This window comes from Massilia sp. CF038 (genome assembly GCF_900129765.1).
Lineage (GTDB): Bacteria > Pseudomonadota > Gammaproteobacteria > Burkholderiales > Burkholderiaceae_D > Telluria_A.
Genome location: NZ_FQWU01000002.1, coordinates 918,435 through 933,148 on the forward strand (window position 1 = coordinate 918,435; position 14,714 = coordinate 933,148).

Below are 14,714 nucleotides of genomic sequence, written 5' to 3' on the forward strand. Positions count from 1 at the left end.
AGTGGGTGTCAAGGTCTGGTGGCACGGCGGTCAGGGAGCGGTTGTCTGACCACGATTTTACATCGTTGGGGGAAAGTGGTGCAGCCGTCGTCCTCGCGAAGGCGGGGACCCATAGCATGCACGCGTTACGACTGTGCCAGCGTGGTATGGGTCCCCGCCTCCGCGAGGACGATGTGGCAAATCAGTTCGGGTCTGGGCCTTCGCAGCCTTCTTTGTCGCGCTCCGGGTCGCATACGCGGACCCGGCCCAGCATGTTGATGCGGATGCGGCGGATGTGCGGCCCCTGGTACAAGGACAAGGTGCCCCAGCGTGCGGCCTGGCTGCTGGTCGCGCTGCAGCCACGCCCGGCGCTGTTGAAGGCAATGTAGTACGGGGCTTTGTTGCTGGTGAAGTTGGTGCTGAACAGCAGGCTGTCCGCCAGTGGCGCGTGGGCGGCGATCACTTCTTCGTCTGGTCCGGGGCGGCGGTCGCCATCTGCATCCACAAATACAACCCAGCCACCACCCCAGTTTTTGCCCGCGGCGTCGAGCGGCACCATCAGGACGCGGTCGGCCCGCGCAATGGCTTGCGAACGGGTCAGGTCAATGGCGCTGACCAGGTCACCCACGGCAGCCTTGAGCTGATAGCGCAACAGCAGATCGCGGATGGCAGGCAGGGCCAGCGCAATGAGCACGGCCCCGATCGCCAGCGCAATGAGCAGTTCCAGCAGCGAGAAGCCGCGCCTCACGGCCAGCACCGCGGACCCGGGCCGCTGGCGCGATGGTCGCCATTGCTGGTCAGGGTCAGCGTTTCGCACTGGCGGTCGCGAAAACGCCCGTCGACCCGCCCGGTGCCGGGCATGGCTTGCACTTCGATGCAGCGGTTGAGCGCCATCCCGGGGCAGGCTTGCGCGCGCAACTCGTAAGCGCTTTCGCGCGCGCTGCGCCCCGACCACCACTTGAACTGGTCGGTGCCGCCGTTGTCACTGTCCGCCGAAAATGGCAGGTAGCGGTTGTTGTCGGCGTAGTAGCGCTCCTGGCGCTGCATGGTGTCAAGCAGGGCCACCTGCGCCTCGCTGCGCCGCACTTTGACGATGTAGCCGGCGTAGGAGGGATACGCCAGCGCCGCCAGGATGGCCACCAGGGCCGTCACGATCAATATCTCGATGAGGGTAAATCCGGTTTTCATTTTCTCTCCCTGGTTCGGGCATGCAGTTCTTTCCAGTTGCCCACTTCGCGCCAGCCCACCCGTCCGGCCGGGAACGCGATCTTGATGCGACTGGTGCTGGCGCCGCGCAGCACCGTGATGCTGCGCGTGACGACGGTGCCGCCGGTAGGGTCGCGCGCGCTGCCAGCCGCAGGGCCGGCAAACAGCAGCGGCGGCAGCAAGGGCGCGGCCACGGCGGCGCCCGTGGTGGCCCCTGGCCCAGCCAGGCCGGCGCTGTCAAGCGCCCAGCCGCTAAGTGCGTCGAGCAGATAGCTGCGCAGGATGGGTGGTCCGTCGGTGCCGGGTGATACCGTGTCAAAGACAATCGCGCCACCGAGCGCGAGCGCGCTGCCGGCAGCACGCTCGCCTTGTGTACGTGCATTGGGCAGATCGAAATACCAGCCGCGCTTCGCCTGCGGGCCGCCGTAATCGACGGCCGCCCCTTTGATGGTGTAGCTGTCGCTGCCCTCGAGCGTGCGGCGCAGCAGCTGGGCGCGCGTGGGCGGCGGCTGCGGCTCGGCCTCGGGCCGGTCCAGAATCGCATACAGCGACTGCACCTTGAACGAGGGTTTGAGCAGGTCGCCCGCTTCAAGCAGCTTGCCAGTGCCAAACAGGACAAGATAGCCACCGCCTGGCGCAAACACCACCACCGGGGCATGGCTGATCGGCTGGGCCAGCCCGTCGCGGTCGCTTGCAGTGAACAGCAGCTGGACTGTGCGGCTGCTCAGATCGAAGCGCCACAGGCGGCCTTGCAGATCGCCCGCGTACGCATACAGGGCGCTGCCATCAGGATGCAGCGCCAGCGCTGGCGGGCCCAGGGCGTTCGGCAAGGCAGGATCGGCGCCCATGGTGGCCAGGCGCACATAGTTGCTACCTTCTTTCCAGGCTTGCGCGGCTGGTTTGCCTGCACTGAGCAGGAACAGTGCGCCATTGCCGTCGTCCTGCAAGGGATTGATGCCGCTGGGTGCGATGACAAAGTGGCCAAACAGGGGCTGGCGCCGGCGCGTGCCGGTGCGCAGTTTGGCGACGATAGGCGGCGCATGCAGGTGGCCGATGGCAGGATCGTCGCTGGCACCGAACTCCCACACCGGTGGCGCGCCTTGCTCGGGGTCGGTGATGTCAAGCGCAAACAGGCCGCGCGCGCCCATGCCCATGCCGGAAGCGAGCACGGTATGCCAGGCGCCGTCCAGCAGAGCGTCACCCTGCCCCGCACTGGCGTCGACAAAGGCCTGGGCCTGAAAGTCAGGCGCCGCAAGCAAAGACAGACGCGGCCCCAGCGCGCGCGGCAGGTAGGCGAACAGCTCGCTGCCATCGTCGGCTGCAAACGCGTGCAGCATGCCGTCATTGGCGCCTACATAGGCAGCCAGGCGGCGCGCCTTGTAGCGGTTGCGAAACGCCGGGTAGCGCGCGCTTTGTTCGACCGCAGCAGGCGCGCCAACGATCAGGGGCGTGCTGTGCAAGATGTCGCCGAGCAGGGATTGGCGTGGGCGCAGTCCTTTGCCTTCACCATCGCGCATGCCGTGCAGCCAGGCTGCACGGGCCTGGCCCTGGCCGTCGCCGGGCGCGCCGGGCGATGGCGCATCAAGCCAGGCTTGCCAGGCCCCGTCCAGGGCTTTCCAGGTGAAGTCCTGCGCCACGCCAGCGGCGTCGCTGGTGCCGAGGTGACGGGTGGCGCTGCGGTTTGCAAGCAGTGGCGCGGCATCCCAGGTGGCGTCTGGCGCAATGGTGGCCAAGCCGTTCAGTCCCAGGACCAGGGTATGGCGGCGCACAGTGCCGCTGGCGTTCGTCAGGTCGTACTCTGTCAGCAGCACAAATGGCGGTCCGGATAGCGGCCGCCACACCGCTGCGGGGCCGGCTCCCTGCGCCGGTGCCCCCAGCCGCACGTGCGGTATCTGCAGCGCCGGCGCGCCGCTTGCGCAGGCACAGAACAGCCAGACTGCCAGCACGACGAGCGCGCGGCTCATGCGCGTTCCCCGGCACCAACTGGCTTGAGATAGTAGGACTGCAGCACCACACAGTGATTGGGATTGGCGCCGAAGCCAATCGCCGTGATGCGGTAGAACAGCGCGGCCTGGCTACTGGCGTCGACACCGGCACGCACATAGGGAATCTGCTCGATGATGTAGCGCGGCAGGCGGGCCGGCAGCATGCCGGCGCCCACCGGCATGGCGGCAGCCGTGAAGCGGCCGTATTCAACAAAGCGCGCCTCACCTGCGCCGTCCTGGTCCAGCTGGACCCGCTGCCAGGCCGGCGCCGCGGGCGGCAAGGCGGGCGCGCACAGGCCCAGCCCCGGATTGCCCACGCCGCTGCCGCAGCCTTCGGCAAACAGCGCTCCGCCACCCGGCGCAAACAGCGCGGCCCGGGGCGAGGTGGCGCCGGCGGCGCCATCGATGTCACGCTCGGCATCGAGCAGCGCCGCCTCGGCTGCCTGCAGGGCCAGCAGGTGATCGCGTTCGCCCCGGGCCGATTTTTCTGCGTTGATGGCGGTGCGCATGGCGGCCACCCCAACCAGCATCAGGACCAGCATGGTGGCCATGGTCAGTACCAGGGCGCTGCCACGCTGGCGCAGCCATGGGAGGTAGCGGACACGCTGCAGGGGCGCGGTCATGGCGATGGCAGCCGGTTGCGCAGCAAAATGGTGGCGGCGAAGACGCGGTGGGCACGCTGGCGCAGCGCCGGGTCCATGGCATTGCGGTCCAGGCGGGTGCCGGTGTCGGCATCGGCCCGCACCTGGCTGTACCAGTTGCCGAAGGCATGCAACAGGCGCGGGCCTTGCGTATGGTCGATGGCGCCTTCGGCGTGCAGAATGAGTGACACCTTCAGGCTGGCCACGCGGCGCCACCAGCTTTTGCGCAGGCGGTCACGTTCGCGCACGGCGTCGCTCTCGCCTTCGCCGGCAATGGCGGCGTCCATCTCGTTGACGGCAGTGGCGCTCAAAAAACTGTTGGCCACGCCGTCGGCGACGGCATCGGTGTCAACCCCGTACAGCACCTGGAAGGAATCGACGCCGCCAATGATGGCGTCGGCGCTCCAGTTGTTGGCGCCGCGGTACTTGCAGCGCAGCTCCGGGCGCCCGCCGGCGCTCAAGCCGACGTAGAAGATGCTCCAGCCCTGCTGCCCTGCGCCCACGGAAAAACCGGCACAGGTGGTGATGCTGCCATCGCCCTCGCCGGGACCGGCGCCGCTAAAGCGCAGGGCCAGGATGTCGCTGCCATTGATGGCGGCCGGGCGTGGATCGTTGAGCGCGTGCGCGGCCGGCGCCAGCGAGGCCGCGTCGAGGCCGTGCACCGGTGGCTCGGCGGCGTCGAGATCGCTGGCGGCGTCGGCGCGGTCCCAGTCGACCCAGGCAGCCTGGCGCGCGGCCCGCTCGATGGCGGCCAGGGCAAAGCGGGCCGCGTCGTCCACATTGGCGGCCTGGGTTTGCGCGGTGTACGCAGCGTGCGAGGACAGCAGCAAGGTAGCCGCCCCCAGCACGACCAGCATGCCAAGCGCCAGGGCGATCATGGTTTCGATGATGGTGATGCCGCGCTGGCGCCTCATGGGGACGCGCCCTCCACTACCATGACCAGCGCTGGCGTGGCCGCCCAGCTGCCATCGGGCTGGCGCCGCAGCCAGCCCAGCTTGACCACGATGGGCGCCGTTGGCGCACCACTGCAGTCCCAGCTCAGGGTGGCGCTGTCGTCGCGGCAGACGCGGATGCGCCCGCCCGGGAAGTCGCGCTGCAGCAGCTGCACGGTTTCGGCCAGGTCGAAAGCGGCCAGCTGGACACTGGGGCAGGCGCCGGCGGCAAAACACGGTGCCGGTTCAGGCGGCGCGCCGTCGTCTGCGCTGTAATGCAACTGGAGATAGGGATTGGCAGCGTCGGGCGCGTGCAATTGGGCGGGATTGGCGCGCATGCGCTCGGCCAGGCTGGCAGCGAGCTGCACGCCATTCGACAGCAGCGCGCTGGCGTGCCGGGTGCGCAGCGAGGCCAGTTGGGCAGCGGCGCCACCGAGCACGCCGACAGCAAGCACCAGGACCGCGACCAGGACTTCGAACAAGGCGAAACCACGGGCGCAGCGTGTGTGCAAGGGAGCCTCCGCAAAGGAAGAATCGCGGCTGCCATGCGCGCCATGCGCATTGATCGGGATCGCGAGAGGCTCAAGTTATCAGCGCGCGCAAGGACTGCGGCTGACTTGTCTCAACAGTGCAGAGGGACTTATTTCCGAGTTTTGCGATCCTGCCCGACTTCGGCAATCGCATCCTGGAACTCGGCCAGGTCTTCGAAATTCTTGTACACGGAGGCGAAGCGGATGTAAGCCACCTTGTCGAGCCGCTTGAGCTCCAGCATCACCAGCTCGCCCACGTAGCCTGATTCGACTTCGCGCTGGCCGCTGGTGAGCAGCTTTTCTTCAATCGAGGCCACAGCCGTATCGATCGCTTCGGCCGACACCGGCCGCTTGCGCAGCGCCAGCATCAGCGAACCGCGCAGCTTGGCCGAGGCGTACTCGGTGCGGCTGCCGTTCTTCTTGACGATGATCGGCATCGACAGCTCGATCCGTTCCTTGGTGGTGAAGCGTTTGTCGCAACGGGCGCAACGGCGCCGGCGCCGGATCGAATCGCCTTCCTCGGACACGCGGGTATCAAGGACCTGCGTATCTTCATGCTGACAGAAAGGACATTTCATGAGGCGGCGGCGGCTCCGTTGTTCAGGCTGCGTAGACCGGGTACTTGTCGGTCAGCTTCTTGACTTCGGCCTTGACGCGCCCGACGACGGCAGCGTCGCCCGGGTTGTCAAGGATGTCGGCAATCAGGTTGCCCACGGTGGTGGCATCTGCTTCCTTGAAACCGCGGGTGGTGAAGGCCGGGCTGCCCAGGCGGATGCCGGACGTGACGAAGGGCTTTTGCGGATCGTTCGGGATGCCGTTTTTATTGCAGGTCATGTGGGCAGCGCCCAGCAAGGCTTCGGCTTCCTTGCCGGTCAGGTTCTTGGAACGCAGATCGACCAGCATCACGTGCGACTCGGTACGGCCGGACACGATGCGCAGACCGCGCGCGATCAGGGCCTTGGCCAGAGCGTCGGCGTTTTTCACGACCTGCTTCTGGTATTCGGCAAACTCGGGGCTGAGCGCTTCCTTGAAGGCGACGGCCTTGCCGGCGATCACGTGCATCAGCGGGCCGCCCTGGATGCCAGGGAAGATGGCCGAGTTGATGGCTTTTTCGTGTTCGGCCTTCATCAGGATGATGCCGCCGCGCGGGCCGCGCAGCGATTTGTGCGTGGTCGAGGTGACGAAGTCAGCGTGCGGGACCGGGTTCGGGTAGACACCAGCGGCGATCAGACCGGCGTAGTGCGCCATGTCAACCATGAAGTAGGCACCGACTGCCTTGGCCACTTTGGCAAAGCGTTCGAAATCGATTTTCAGCGAGAAGGCCGAAGCGCCGGCGATGATCAGCTTGGGCTTTTTCTCGTGCGCCAGGCGCTCCATGGCTTCGTAGTCGATGTCTTCGGCTTCGGTCAGGCCGTAGGAGACGACGTTGAACCATTTGCCCGACATGTTCAGGGCCATGCCGTGGGTCAGGTGGCCGCCTTCGGCGAGCGACATGCCCATGATGGTGTCGCCCGGTTTGAGCATGGCGAAGAACACGCCCTGGTTCGCTTGCGAGCCGGAATTGGGCTGCACATTGGCCGCTTCGGCGCCGAACAGTTGTTTGACACGGTCAATCGCCAGTTGTTCAGCGATGTCGACGAATTCGCAGCCGCCGTAGTAGCGCTTGCCTGGATAGCCTTCGGCATACTTGTTGGTCAGCTGCGAGCCCTGGGCTTGCATGACTGCTGGCGAGGTATAGTTTTCCGAGGCAATCAGCTCGATGTGATCTTGCTGGCGGGTGTTTTCCTTCTGGATCGCGCCCCACAATTCCGGGTCAACGTTGGCGAGCGTGTGATCTTTTGCAAACATGAAAAAACTCCAATCGATAAGAGTGCGAGGCACCTGGCTGTAAGGATCGAATGAGGGGAGCCGTCGGACATGGGACAGGCAGCCTCATCGTGCGCTTCCATCGGTGGCTGCCCAGGCGAACGGCTGTTGAAATCTCACGTTCCCCGGTGGAAGCCCACCTTTCGCCGACAGCCGATCTGCACCGCGACTTTTCGCCAGTTACGTGAGACGTAATGGAGCCCAAATTGTAAGTTAAACCCTGAATTAGGGCAAGGAAGCGCAGGGGCCTTCCCGCCGCGCCGGGCTGCTTATGCCCCTTTCGGCTACAATCTGCGGCGTAAACTTCACTCAAGGTATCTACATGATCGTCTTTATTACGGGGGCCTCGGCCGGCTTTGGCGCCGAAATGGCACGTACGTTCGTCAAACACGGCCATCAGGTTGTCATCAGCGGCCGCCGCAAGGAACGACTGGACGCGCTGGCCGCCGAACTGGGCGACCTGGCGCTGCCGCTCGTGATGGACGTGACGAACAAGGATTCGATCAATGAAGCCTTGTCGATGCTGCCGCAATCCTGGCGCCAGGTCGACGTGCTGATCAACAATGCCGGCCTGGCCCTGGGCACCGCGCCCGCCCACGAAGCGCCGCTGGCGGACTGGGAAACCATGATCGCCACCAATTGCACCGGCCTGGTGACGATGACGCGCGCCCTGCTGCCGTCGATGGTCGAGCGCGGCAGCGGCCTGGTGGTGAATCTGGGTTCGGTGGCCGGCCACTACCCTTACCCGGGCGGCAATGTGTACGGCGCCACCAAGGCCTTCGTGGACCAGTTCACCCTCAACCTGCGCGCCGATCTGGTGGGCACGGGCGTGCGCGCCACCAATCTGGCGCCCGGCCTGTGCGGCGGCACCGAGTTTTCGAATGTGCGCTTCAAGGGCGACGATGCGGCAGCGGCCAAGGTGTACGAAGGCACGGTGCCCCTGAGCGCGGCCGACATTGCCGAGACCGTGTACTGGATTGCCACCCTGCCGCCCCACATCAACATCAATACCATCGAGATGATGCCGGTGTGCCAGGGCTTTTCGCCCTTCGCCATCAAGCGCCATCTGTAAGGCGGCCGATGCAGTGCCATAGGGAAACTTCTCGATCCCAGGCAAAATCGTTTAGAATGTTTCCCACATTCATTTTATGACAACATTGAGCATGGCCTCAGACTTTACCTGGCCGGTACGCATTTACTATGAAGACACCGATGCCGGCGGCATCGTGTTTTACGCCAATTACCTGAAGTTCTTCGAGCGCGCGCGCACCGAGTGGCTGCGCGCCGCTGGCGTGAACCAGCAGCAGCTGGCAGAACAGGAAGGGGCGATTTTCGTCGTCAAGAGTGCGCATATCGACTATCATGCGCCGGCCAAGCTCGATGATGTATTAAACTTAACATTAAGCATTGAAAAATTGGGCCGTGCATCAGTCCAGTTCGTACAGCAAGCCTGGTGCGGCGATGTGCTGCTGGCCAGCGCCCGCGTCAAAGTCGGCTGCGTGGATGCAGTCACCCTGCGTCCATGCGCCCTTCCGCCCGCAAGCGCTGATAAAATGCGTGCCGCCTGATTTACTACCGAAAACAGATAAACGATGAACGCACCTCAAGACCTTTCCTTTCTCGCCCTGATCACCAATGCGCACTTGATCGTGCAATTGATCATGGGACTGTTGCTGGTGGTATCGCTGATGAGCTGGACGTATATCTTCCGCAAAGCGTTTGCCATTCGCGCCGCGCGCACCCAGACCGAAAAATTTGAACGCACCTTCTGGGCGGGCGGCAACCTGCACACCCTGCACCAGAGCGCCAGCAGCAGCCGCGACCAGAGTGGCGCGCTGGCCCGTATTTTTGACGCCGGCATGGGCGAATTTATCAAGGGCAAACAGGCAGCGGACAAGCGCGAATCACAAGACAGCGGCGCCCTGCTCGATGGCGCGCGCCGTGCCATGCGCGCTGCCTTCCAGCGCGAGCTCGATGCCCTCGACTCCCATTTGAACTTCCTGGCCTCGGTTGGTTCCGTCTCGCCTTACGTGGGTTTGCTGGGCACCGTGTGGGGCATCATGAATGCCTTCCGCGGCCTGGCCAATGTGCAGCAAGCCACGCTTGCAGCGGTCGCGCCCGGCATTGCCGAAGCGCTGATTGCCACCGCCATCGGCTTGTTCGCCGCCATTCCTGCCGTGGTGGCCTACAACCGCTACACGCACGACATCGACCGTCTGGCGATCCGCTTTGAGAGTTTTGTGGAAGAATTCTCGAACATCCTGCAGCGCCAGTCGCGCTAAGCGGAGCGGAACATGGCTTTTTCTTCCAGCAGTTTGCGCGGTGGACGCGGGCGCAAGCTCAAATCGGACATCAACGTGGTGCCTTACATCGACGTGATGCTGGTGCTGCTGATCATCTTCATGGTGGTGCCGCCGCAAAACAGCCCGAGCGTGATCAATCTGCCCAACGCGCAAAAGTCAGCGCTGCCGCCGGACAATTACATCCAGATCCAGCTGCTGCAAAATGGCGAGCTCTCGCTCAGCGTCAATGGCAAGCGCGCCCTGGCTGGCGAAAGCTTCAAGAACCGCCCTGCCCTGCTGCGCCGCCTGCGCGCGCTGCACAGCGACTTCCCCGAGTATCCGGTGATGATCGCGGGCGACCGCGACGCCAAGTACGATGACGTGATCCAGTTGATTTCGGAAGCGAAAAAGATGGGCATTACCCGGGTTGGCCTGGCCACCAAGTGACGAACGCATGGCACCCATGAATCCAGCCGCCGCCGGCGGCGCCCCGTACACTGTTCCGCCGGAACCGAGCCGCACGCCTTCGATCATGCTGGCGCTGGCCATGCACGCGCTGCTGCTGGTGTTCCTGTACATCGGCGTACGCTGGCAAAACACCGAGCCGAACGCGGTCGAGGCCGAAGTGTGGGACATGAAGACCCAGGAGGCCGCGCCGCCCCCGCCGCCGCAGCCGGAACCGGTGGTCAAGCCAGAGCCGATTCCGGAGCCGCCGCCACCGAAGCCGGTGGTGGAAGAGCCGGTGGCGCCAAAAGCGCCCGATATCGCGCTGGAAAAGATCAAGGAACAGAAGAAGAAACTGCTGGAGAAGAAGCTGGCCGACGAGAAGCTGGCGCAGGAAAAGCTGCGCGAAGAATTGAAGGAAGAAAAGCTCAAGGAATTGGCTGACAAGAAGGCCAAGGCGGCGCAAGCGCTTGCGGACCAGAAAAAGCTCGACAAGCTGCGCGAGGCGGAAACCAAGCGCATGATGGCCAACCTGGGCGGCACCGGCACGGCGGCGCAATCGAGCGCGCCCCGTATTGACACGGGCTACGCCGCAGCCGTCAGCGGCAAGATCAAGCGCTCCACGTCTTACGTGGGCGACACGGACGTGCCGGGCAATCCCGCCGTGCAATTCAAGATTGACCAGTTGCCTACCGGGGAAATCATCTCGGTGCGCAAGGTAAAAAGCAGCGGCATCCCCGCTTTTGACGCGGCGGTGGAGCGCGGCATTAACAATTCGTCACCACTTCCGAAGAAGAAAGATGGTACGGTAGACCGCACCGTCGATGTCACCATCAAAATGAAGGATGTCGAGTGACACAGCATCGTTGCCACGAATTGAGGAAAACCGACCTATGAAAAAACTGCAGCAACTCGTTTTCAGCGCCGGCCTGCTGGCTGCCGCTGGCGCACACGCGCAACTGAAGATTGAAATTTCCGGTGTTTCGGCCAACCAGATTCCGGTCGCCATTGCCGCCTTCGGCGACGAAGGCGTGGCCCCGGCCAAGATTTCCGAGATCATCAAGGCCGACCTGGAACTGTCGGGCGTGTTCAAGGTGATCGACGCCGGCGGCCCGATTTCCGAGACCGATCCAGTGAGCTACAGCCAATGGAAGCAGCGCGGCGCCGACGCCCTGGTGGTGGGCAGCGTGCAAAAGCTGGCCGATGGCCGCCTGGAAGTACGCTACAAGCTGTACGACACGGTCAAGGGCGGCCAGCTTTCGACCCTGTCAAACGCGACCACCCCGCGCTACACGCGCACGGCCGCGCACCGCATTGCCGACGATGTGTATGAAAAGCTGACCGGCACCCGCGGCGCCTTTGCCACCCGCATCGCCTACGTCAAGGAAAACCGCGCCGCGCGCGACTACCGCCTGCTGGTGGCTGACGCCGACGGCGAAAGCATCCAGGAAGCGGTCATCTCGAAGGACCCGATCATTTCGCCTTCCTGGTCGCCGGACGGCAGCAAAGTGGCGTATGTCTCGTTCGAACTGCGCAAGCCTGTCATCTACGTGCAGGACCTGGTAACGGGTGGACGGCGCGTGATCGTCAATGAAAAAGGCAGCAATTCAGCCCCCAGCTGGTCGCCTGACGGCAGCAGCCTGACGGTGGCACTGTCGAAAGACGGCCACACCCAGGTCTACAGCGTGGGCGCTGATGGCAGCGGCTTGCGCCGCCTGTCCAACAGCAATGGCATCGACACCGAACCGCAGTACTCGGCCGACGGCCAGACAATTTATTTCACGAGCGACCGCAGCGGCGGGCCGCAAATCTATAAAATGAGCGCCAGCGGCGGCAATGCGCAGCGCGTGACCTTCAATGGCAGCTACAATATCAGCCCGCGTGTGTCGTCCGATGGCAAAACCCTGGCATGGGTGTCGCAGCGCGATGGGGGCTACAGTCTGTACGCAATGAACCTGGCCAGTGGCCAGGAGATTCGCCTGGCCGATTCGGCCACTGAACCGAGTTTCTCGCCTAACGGCAAATACATCATGTACGCAACCAAGGCTGGCGGACGCACCTCGCTGGCCGTGGTCTCGGTTGATGGTCGAGTCAAGCAGCGTTTGTCTACACCAGCAGGAAACATTCGGGAGCCCAACTGGGGTCCCTTTATGAAGTAAAAAAGAGTACTTTTAACCACGTCCAGGAGAAAAACCATGCGCAATTTCAACAGTCTCGCCTTTATCATCGCAAGCGCCGCCCTGCTCGCAGCTTGCAGCTCGCCAGTCAAACTGGAAGAGCCAAAAGTCGTCGAAAAGTCGGAAGCCCCGAAGACCGACGTCGCCGATCCACGCGATGTGCGTCCAGTCGAAACCGGCTCGATCGACCCGCTGAACGATCCAAAAGGCGTGCTGGCCAAGCGTAGCGTCTACTTCGACTACGACAGCTATGTTGTGCGTGACGATGGCAAAGAAGTGGTCAGCAACCACTCGGGCTACCTGAGCAAGAACAAGGGCCGCAAGGTTCTGATCCAGGGTAACACCGACGAACGCGGCGGCACCGAGTACAACCTGGCCCTGGGCCAGAAACGTGCTGAAGCCGTGCGCAAGGCAATGAGCTCGCTGGGCGTGGCCGAGAGCCAGATGGAAGCCGTTTCGCTGGGCGAAGAAAAGCCAAAAGCAATGGGCACCGGCGAAGCAGTCTGGGCTGAAAACCGCCGCGCCGACATCGTCTATTGATTGACGATGAATCTGACGCTGTAGTCGTCAGGGCGACATGACAACGGGGAGCCATGCGGCATTGGCTGCACGCTCCCCGTTTCCATATTTTCGCAACAGGTTTGAAAGAGTCACGCTATGACATACACATCCAGGACCCGCATCGCGGCCACGCTCCTCGCGCTGATGGCATGCCTGCCGCTGCAGGCCAACGCCGGTCTGCTCGACGACGATGAGGCACGCAAGGCCATCCTCGACCTGCGCGCCAAGGTCGACAACATCACGCGCGACCTGAACAGCCGCCTTGACGCGAAAGCCGACAAGACCAGCGCGCTTGAGATGGTGAACCAGAACGAACAGACCATCGCCGAGATCAACAAGCTGCGTGGTCAGCTCGAAGTGCTGAGCAACGACATTGTGACGATGCAGAAGCGTCAAAAGGATTTTTACACCGATCTCGATAATCGCCTGCGCAAGCTGGAACCGCGCCAGGTGAATATCGACGGGCAGGAAGCAGCCGTGGCGGCCGATGAGCAGGCCAGCTATGACAACGCCATGAGCACTTTCAAGGGCGGCGACTACAAGGCGGCGGCCAGCCAGCTGAGCGAGTTTGTACGGCGCTATCCATCGTCGGGTTATGCCTCGAACGCGCAGTACTGGCTGGGCAACGCCTACTACGCGCAGCGCGACTGCAAGAAGGCCATTGCGGCCCAGCAGGTAGTAGCAGCCAACTATCCGGACAGTGCCAAGGCGCCGGATGCGATGCTCAATATCGGCACCTGCCACGCCGAGCTCAAGGACAAGAAAGCGGCCACCAAGGCGCTCAAGGACTTGATCGCCAAGTACCCTGATTCCGCCGCGGCACAGGCTGCACGCGACCGTTTGCCGAGTCTGAAATAAGTCGTTTTTCGAAAAAATATGGGTTTGGGCATTTGACAGAAGCGCGGATGCCCCCTATAATCTTGCTTCTTTCGGGTCGTTAGCTCAGCTGGTAGAGCAGCGGACTTTTAATCCGTTGGTCGCAGGTTCGAATCCCGCACGGCCTACCACGAATGCGCAGTAGTCAGAAAAGCAGTTACGAGTGATCGTAACTGCTTTTTTGTTTTGGTCATCGCTTTCGCGCCGGCACCGGCAGGCGATGCAAGGGACCGCGGCCTGTGGGGGCATCGTGTCTCGTTTTGTCTCATTCTGTCTCATCCTGCCTGTTTTCGTGTCATTTGCCGCCTGGGACCGCATTTTTCAACAGGATGAGACACGATGAGACAAAACGAGACAAAACAAGACCCGATGCCCCACTGAGTCGCGCGGCGCCTACCCTGCTCGTGGTGGCACGCGCAGCTAAATTAATCCTGAAGCAATGTTGATCGTCAGCGCCAGCAAAGTGGCGTTGAAGAAAAACGCCAGTACGCAATGCAGCAGTCCCGTGCGGCGCATGGCGCGGCTGGTGAAGCTGACGTCGGCTGTCTGGGCCGAGGTGCCGATCACACAGGAAAAATAAAGAAAATCGCCGTAGTCGGGCTGCTCTTCGTTGGCAAAGGCCAGCCCGCCGACGCCATCGCGCTCAAGCGCGAGATAATAGTCGTGCGCGTAGTGGGTGGCAAACATCACCTGGGTGAAGGTCCAGGAGGTCAGCAGCGTCCCCATGGCAAGCGCCACGTGATTGAAGCGGACGGCCCCGTGCAGGTCACGCGCCAGCGCCAGTTCGCCCACGATGGCAGAAAGCGAAGCCACTGCCGCCATGACCACCATCGCCAGAATCAAAGCGCGGCCTTCATCCTGGCCCTTGGCGCGGGTGCGCATCTGCTCGTGCGAGGACGCGAACATCATGTGCAGCGTGAGCGCCAGATACGTCAACGCACCCGCATTCCAGGCGACGATGACGCGGGTGACCGCATGGGGAATCAGACTGTCGGGCAGCAGCGTGCCAACCAGCAGCGCCAAAGCGATGCACCCAAACAGGCGTGGCCGCGCCAGCACGATGCGCGCAAAGGTGGGGCGAACGTGACCGGAACGGTCGCCGGAAGGACCGCCGGAGGGATCGGGGAGCGGTTCGGAGAACGGATCGGGAGGCGGTTCGGCGGCCCGATCGTGAGATGCGTCTTGTTGCGGGTCTGGGGAAGTGTCATCTGTCATGAAGACATGATAGGGCACTT

Annotated in this window: 17 protein-coding genes, 1 tRNA gene and 1 riboswitch; of the genes, 9 read left to right on the forward strand and 9 right to left on the reverse strand. The window is 63.4% G+C overall.

Going from position 1 to position 14,714, the window contains the following annotated elements:
- Window positions 1–181: 181 nt before the first annotated feature.
- The 8 genes from BUC24_RS14535 to glyA all read right to left on the reverse strand — a co-directional run bounded on the left by BUC24_RS14535 (window position 182) and on the right by glyA (window position 7,121).
- Window positions 182–727, reverse strand: a complete 546-nt coding sequence (locus BUC24_RS14535; RefSeq protein WP_229448220.1) for a GspH/FimT family pseudopilin — start codon at window positions 725–727, stop codon at window positions 182–184.
- On the reverse strand, window positions 724–1,167 hold the full coding sequence (locus tag BUC24_RS14540) for a type IV pilin protein (protein WP_073217461.1): 444 nt from the start codon (window positions 1,165–1,167) through the stop codon (window positions 724–726). The genes BUC24_RS14535 and BUC24_RS14540 overlap by 4 nt, the downstream gene beginning before the upstream one ends.
- Window positions 1,164–3,149 (reverse strand): pilus assembly protein, encoded by a 1,986-nt coding sequence (locus tag BUC24_RS14545; RefSeq protein WP_073217466.1) that lies wholly within the window; start codon window positions 3,147–3,149, stop codon window positions 1,164–1,166. Before BUC24_RS14545 ends, BUC24_RS14540 begins: the two co-directional genes overlap by 4 nt.
- Complete coding sequence (locus BUC24_RS14550; RefSeq protein WP_073217469.1) at window positions 3,146–3,793, reverse strand: pilus assembly PilX family protein; 648 nt, start codon at window positions 3,791–3,793, stop codon at window positions 3,146–3,148. The genes BUC24_RS14545 and BUC24_RS14550 overlap by 4 nt, the downstream gene beginning before the upstream one ends.
- Window positions 3,790–4,725 (reverse strand): PilW family protein, encoded by a 936-nt coding sequence (locus tag BUC24_RS14555; RefSeq protein ID WP_073217472.1) that lies wholly within the window; start codon window positions 4,723–4,725, stop codon window positions 3,790–3,792. Before BUC24_RS14555 ends, BUC24_RS14550 begins: the two co-directional genes overlap by 4 nt.
- On the reverse strand, window positions 4,722–5,255 hold the full coding sequence (pilV, locus tag BUC24_RS14560; protein WP_143167528.1) for a type IV pilus modification protein PilV: 534 nt from the start codon (window positions 5,253–5,255) through the stop codon (window positions 4,722–4,724). Before pilV ends, BUC24_RS14555 begins: the two co-directional genes overlap by 4 nt.
- Window positions 5,256–5,383: 128 nt before the next feature.
- Entirely contained in the window at window positions 5,384–5,851 is a 468-nt protein-coding gene (nrdR, locus tag BUC24_RS14565; RefSeq protein WP_073217476.1) for a transcriptional regulator NrdR, read from the reverse strand.
- 22 nt (window positions 5,852–5,873) lie between these two features.
- On the reverse strand, window positions 5,874–7,121 hold the full coding sequence (gene glyA, locus BUC24_RS14570; RefSeq protein ID WP_073217478.1) for a serine hydroxymethyltransferase: 1,248 nt from the start codon (window positions 7,119–7,121) through the stop codon (window positions 5,874–5,876).
- 102 nt (window positions 7,122–7,223) lie between these two features.
- A riboswitch (ZMP/ZTP riboswitch) is annotated at window positions 7,224–7,333 on the reverse strand.
- Between the two features lie 128 nt (window positions 7,334–7,461).
- On the opposite strand from glyA, the gene BUC24_RS14575 reads away from it, so the two are divergent.
- From BUC24_RS14575 to BUC24_RS14615, 9 genes are all read left to right on the forward strand, one after another.
- Window positions 7,462–8,211, forward strand: a complete 750-nt coding sequence (locus tag BUC24_RS14575) for an SDR family oxidoreductase (protein ID WP_073217480.1) — start codon at window positions 7,462–7,464, stop codon at window positions 8,209–8,211.
- 91 nt (window positions 8,212–8,302) lie between these two features.
- Window positions 8,303–8,707, forward strand: coding sequence for a tol-pal system-associated acyl-CoA thioesterase (gene ybgC / locus BUC24_RS14580; RefSeq protein WP_083598930.1), 405 nt, complete (start codon window positions 8,303–8,305; stop codon window positions 8,705–8,707).
- 24 nt (window positions 8,708–8,731) lie between these two features.
- On the forward strand, window positions 8,732–9,421 hold the full coding sequence (tolQ, locus tag BUC24_RS14585) for a protein TolQ (RefSeq protein WP_073217486.1): 690 nt from the start codon (window positions 8,732–8,734) through the stop codon (window positions 9,419–9,421).
- Window positions 9,422–9,433: 12 nt separating this feature from the next.
- Window positions 9,434–9,868, forward strand: coding sequence for an ExbD/TolR family protein (locus BUC24_RS14590; RefSeq protein ID WP_073217488.1), 435 nt, complete (start codon window positions 9,434–9,436; stop codon window positions 9,866–9,868).
- A gap of 16 nt (window positions 9,869–9,884) precedes the next feature.
- Window positions 9,885–10,721, forward strand: coding sequence for an energy transducer TonB (locus tag BUC24_RS14595; RefSeq protein ID WP_073217492.1), 837 nt, complete (start codon window positions 9,885–9,887; stop codon window positions 10,719–10,721).
- A gap of 37 nt (window positions 10,722–10,758) precedes the next feature.
- On the forward strand, window positions 10,759–12,024 hold the full coding sequence (gene tolB, locus BUC24_RS14600) for a Tol-Pal system beta propeller repeat protein TolB (RefSeq protein WP_073217495.1): 1,266 nt from the start codon (window positions 10,759–10,761) through the stop codon (window positions 12,022–12,024).
- 36 nt (window positions 12,025–12,060) lie between these two features.
- Window positions 12,061–12,582 carry a peptidoglycan-associated lipoprotein Pal gene (gene pal / locus BUC24_RS14605; protein WP_073217498.1) on the forward strand — a complete coding sequence of 174 codons (522 nt, stop codon included), beginning with the start codon at window positions 12,061–12,063 and terminating at the stop codon, window positions 12,580–12,582.
- A 117-nt stretch (window positions 12,583–12,699) separates the two neighbouring features.
- Window positions 12,700–13,461: a tol-pal system protein YbgF gene (gene ybgF, locus BUC24_RS14610; protein ID WP_073217501.1), complete on the forward strand. Its 762-nt coding sequence runs from the start codon at window positions 12,700–12,702 to the stop codon at window positions 13,459–13,461.
- 73 nt (window positions 13,462–13,534) lie between these two features.
- Window positions 13,535–13,610, forward strand: a tRNA-Lys gene (locus BUC24_RS14615).
- A gap of 289 nt (window positions 13,611–13,899) precedes the next feature.
- On the opposite strand, the gene BUC24_RS14620 is transcribed toward BUC24_RS14615, so the two are convergent.
- Window positions 13,900–14,694, reverse strand: a complete 795-nt coding sequence (locus BUC24_RS14620; RefSeq protein ID WP_083598932.1) for a DUF1345 domain-containing protein — start codon at window positions 14,692–14,694, stop codon at window positions 13,900–13,902.
- Window positions 14,695–14,714: the final 20 nt, after the last annotated feature.

Bases quoted from the DNA above. Each gene is read 5' to 3' on its own strand.
- BUC24_RS14545 (WP_073217466.1), bottom strand. From the start codon at position 3,149: ATGAGCCGCGCGCTCGTCGTGCTGGCAGTCTGGCTGTTCTGTGCCTGC.
- ybgC (WP_083598930.1), top strand. From the start codon at position 8,303: ATGGCCTCAGACTTTACCTGGCCGGTACGCATTTACTATGAAGACACC.
- tolQ (WP_073217486.1), top strand. From the start codon at position 8,732: ATGAACGCACCTCAAGACCTTTCCTTTCTCGCCCTGATCACCAATGCG.
- BUC24_RS14595 (WP_073217492.1), top strand. From the start codon at position 9,885: ATGAATCCAGCCGCCGCCGGCGGCGCCCCGTACACTGTTCCGCCGGAA.
- ybgF (WP_073217501.1), top strand. From the start codon at position 12,700: ATGACATACACATCCAGGACCCGCATCGCGGCCACGCTCCTCGCGCTG.
- BUC24_RS14550 (WP_073217469.1), bottom strand. From the start codon at position 3,793: ATGACCGCGCCCCTGCAGCGTGTCCGCTACCTCCCATGGCTGCGCCAG.
- BUC24_RS14620 (WP_083598932.1), bottom strand. From the start codon at position 14,694: ATGACAGATGACACTTCCCCAGACCCGCAACAAGACGCATCTCACGAT.
- tolB (WP_073217495.1), top strand. From the start codon at position 10,759: ATGAAAAAACTGCAGCAACTCGTTTTCAGCGCCGGCCTGCTGGCTGCC.
- BUC24_RS14575 (WP_073217480.1), top strand. From the start codon at position 7,462: ATGATCGTCTTTATTACGGGGGCCTCGGCCGGCTTTGGCGCCGAAATG.
- BUC24_RS14590 (WP_073217488.1), top strand. From the start codon at position 9,434: ATGGCTTTTTCTTCCAGCAGTTTGCGCGGTGGACGCGGGCGCAAGCTC.
- pal (WP_073217498.1), top strand. From the start codon at position 12,061: ATGCGCAATTTCAACAGTCTCGCCTTTATCATCGCAAGCGCCGCCCTG.
- nrdR (WP_073217476.1), bottom strand. From the start codon at position 5,851: ATGAAATGTCCTTTCTGTCAGCATGAAGATACGCAGGTCCTTGATACC.
- BUC24_RS14555 (WP_073217472.1), bottom strand. From the start codon at position 4,725: ATGAGGCGCCAGCGCGGCATCACCATCATCGAAACCATGATCGCCCTG.
- glyA (WP_073217478.1), bottom strand. From the start codon at position 7,121: ATGTTTGCAAAAGATCACACGCTCGCCAACGTTGACCCGGAATTGTGG.
- BUC24_RS14540 (WP_073217461.1), bottom strand. From the start codon at position 1,167: ATGAAAACCGGATTTACCCTCATCGAGATATTGATCGTGACGGCCCTG.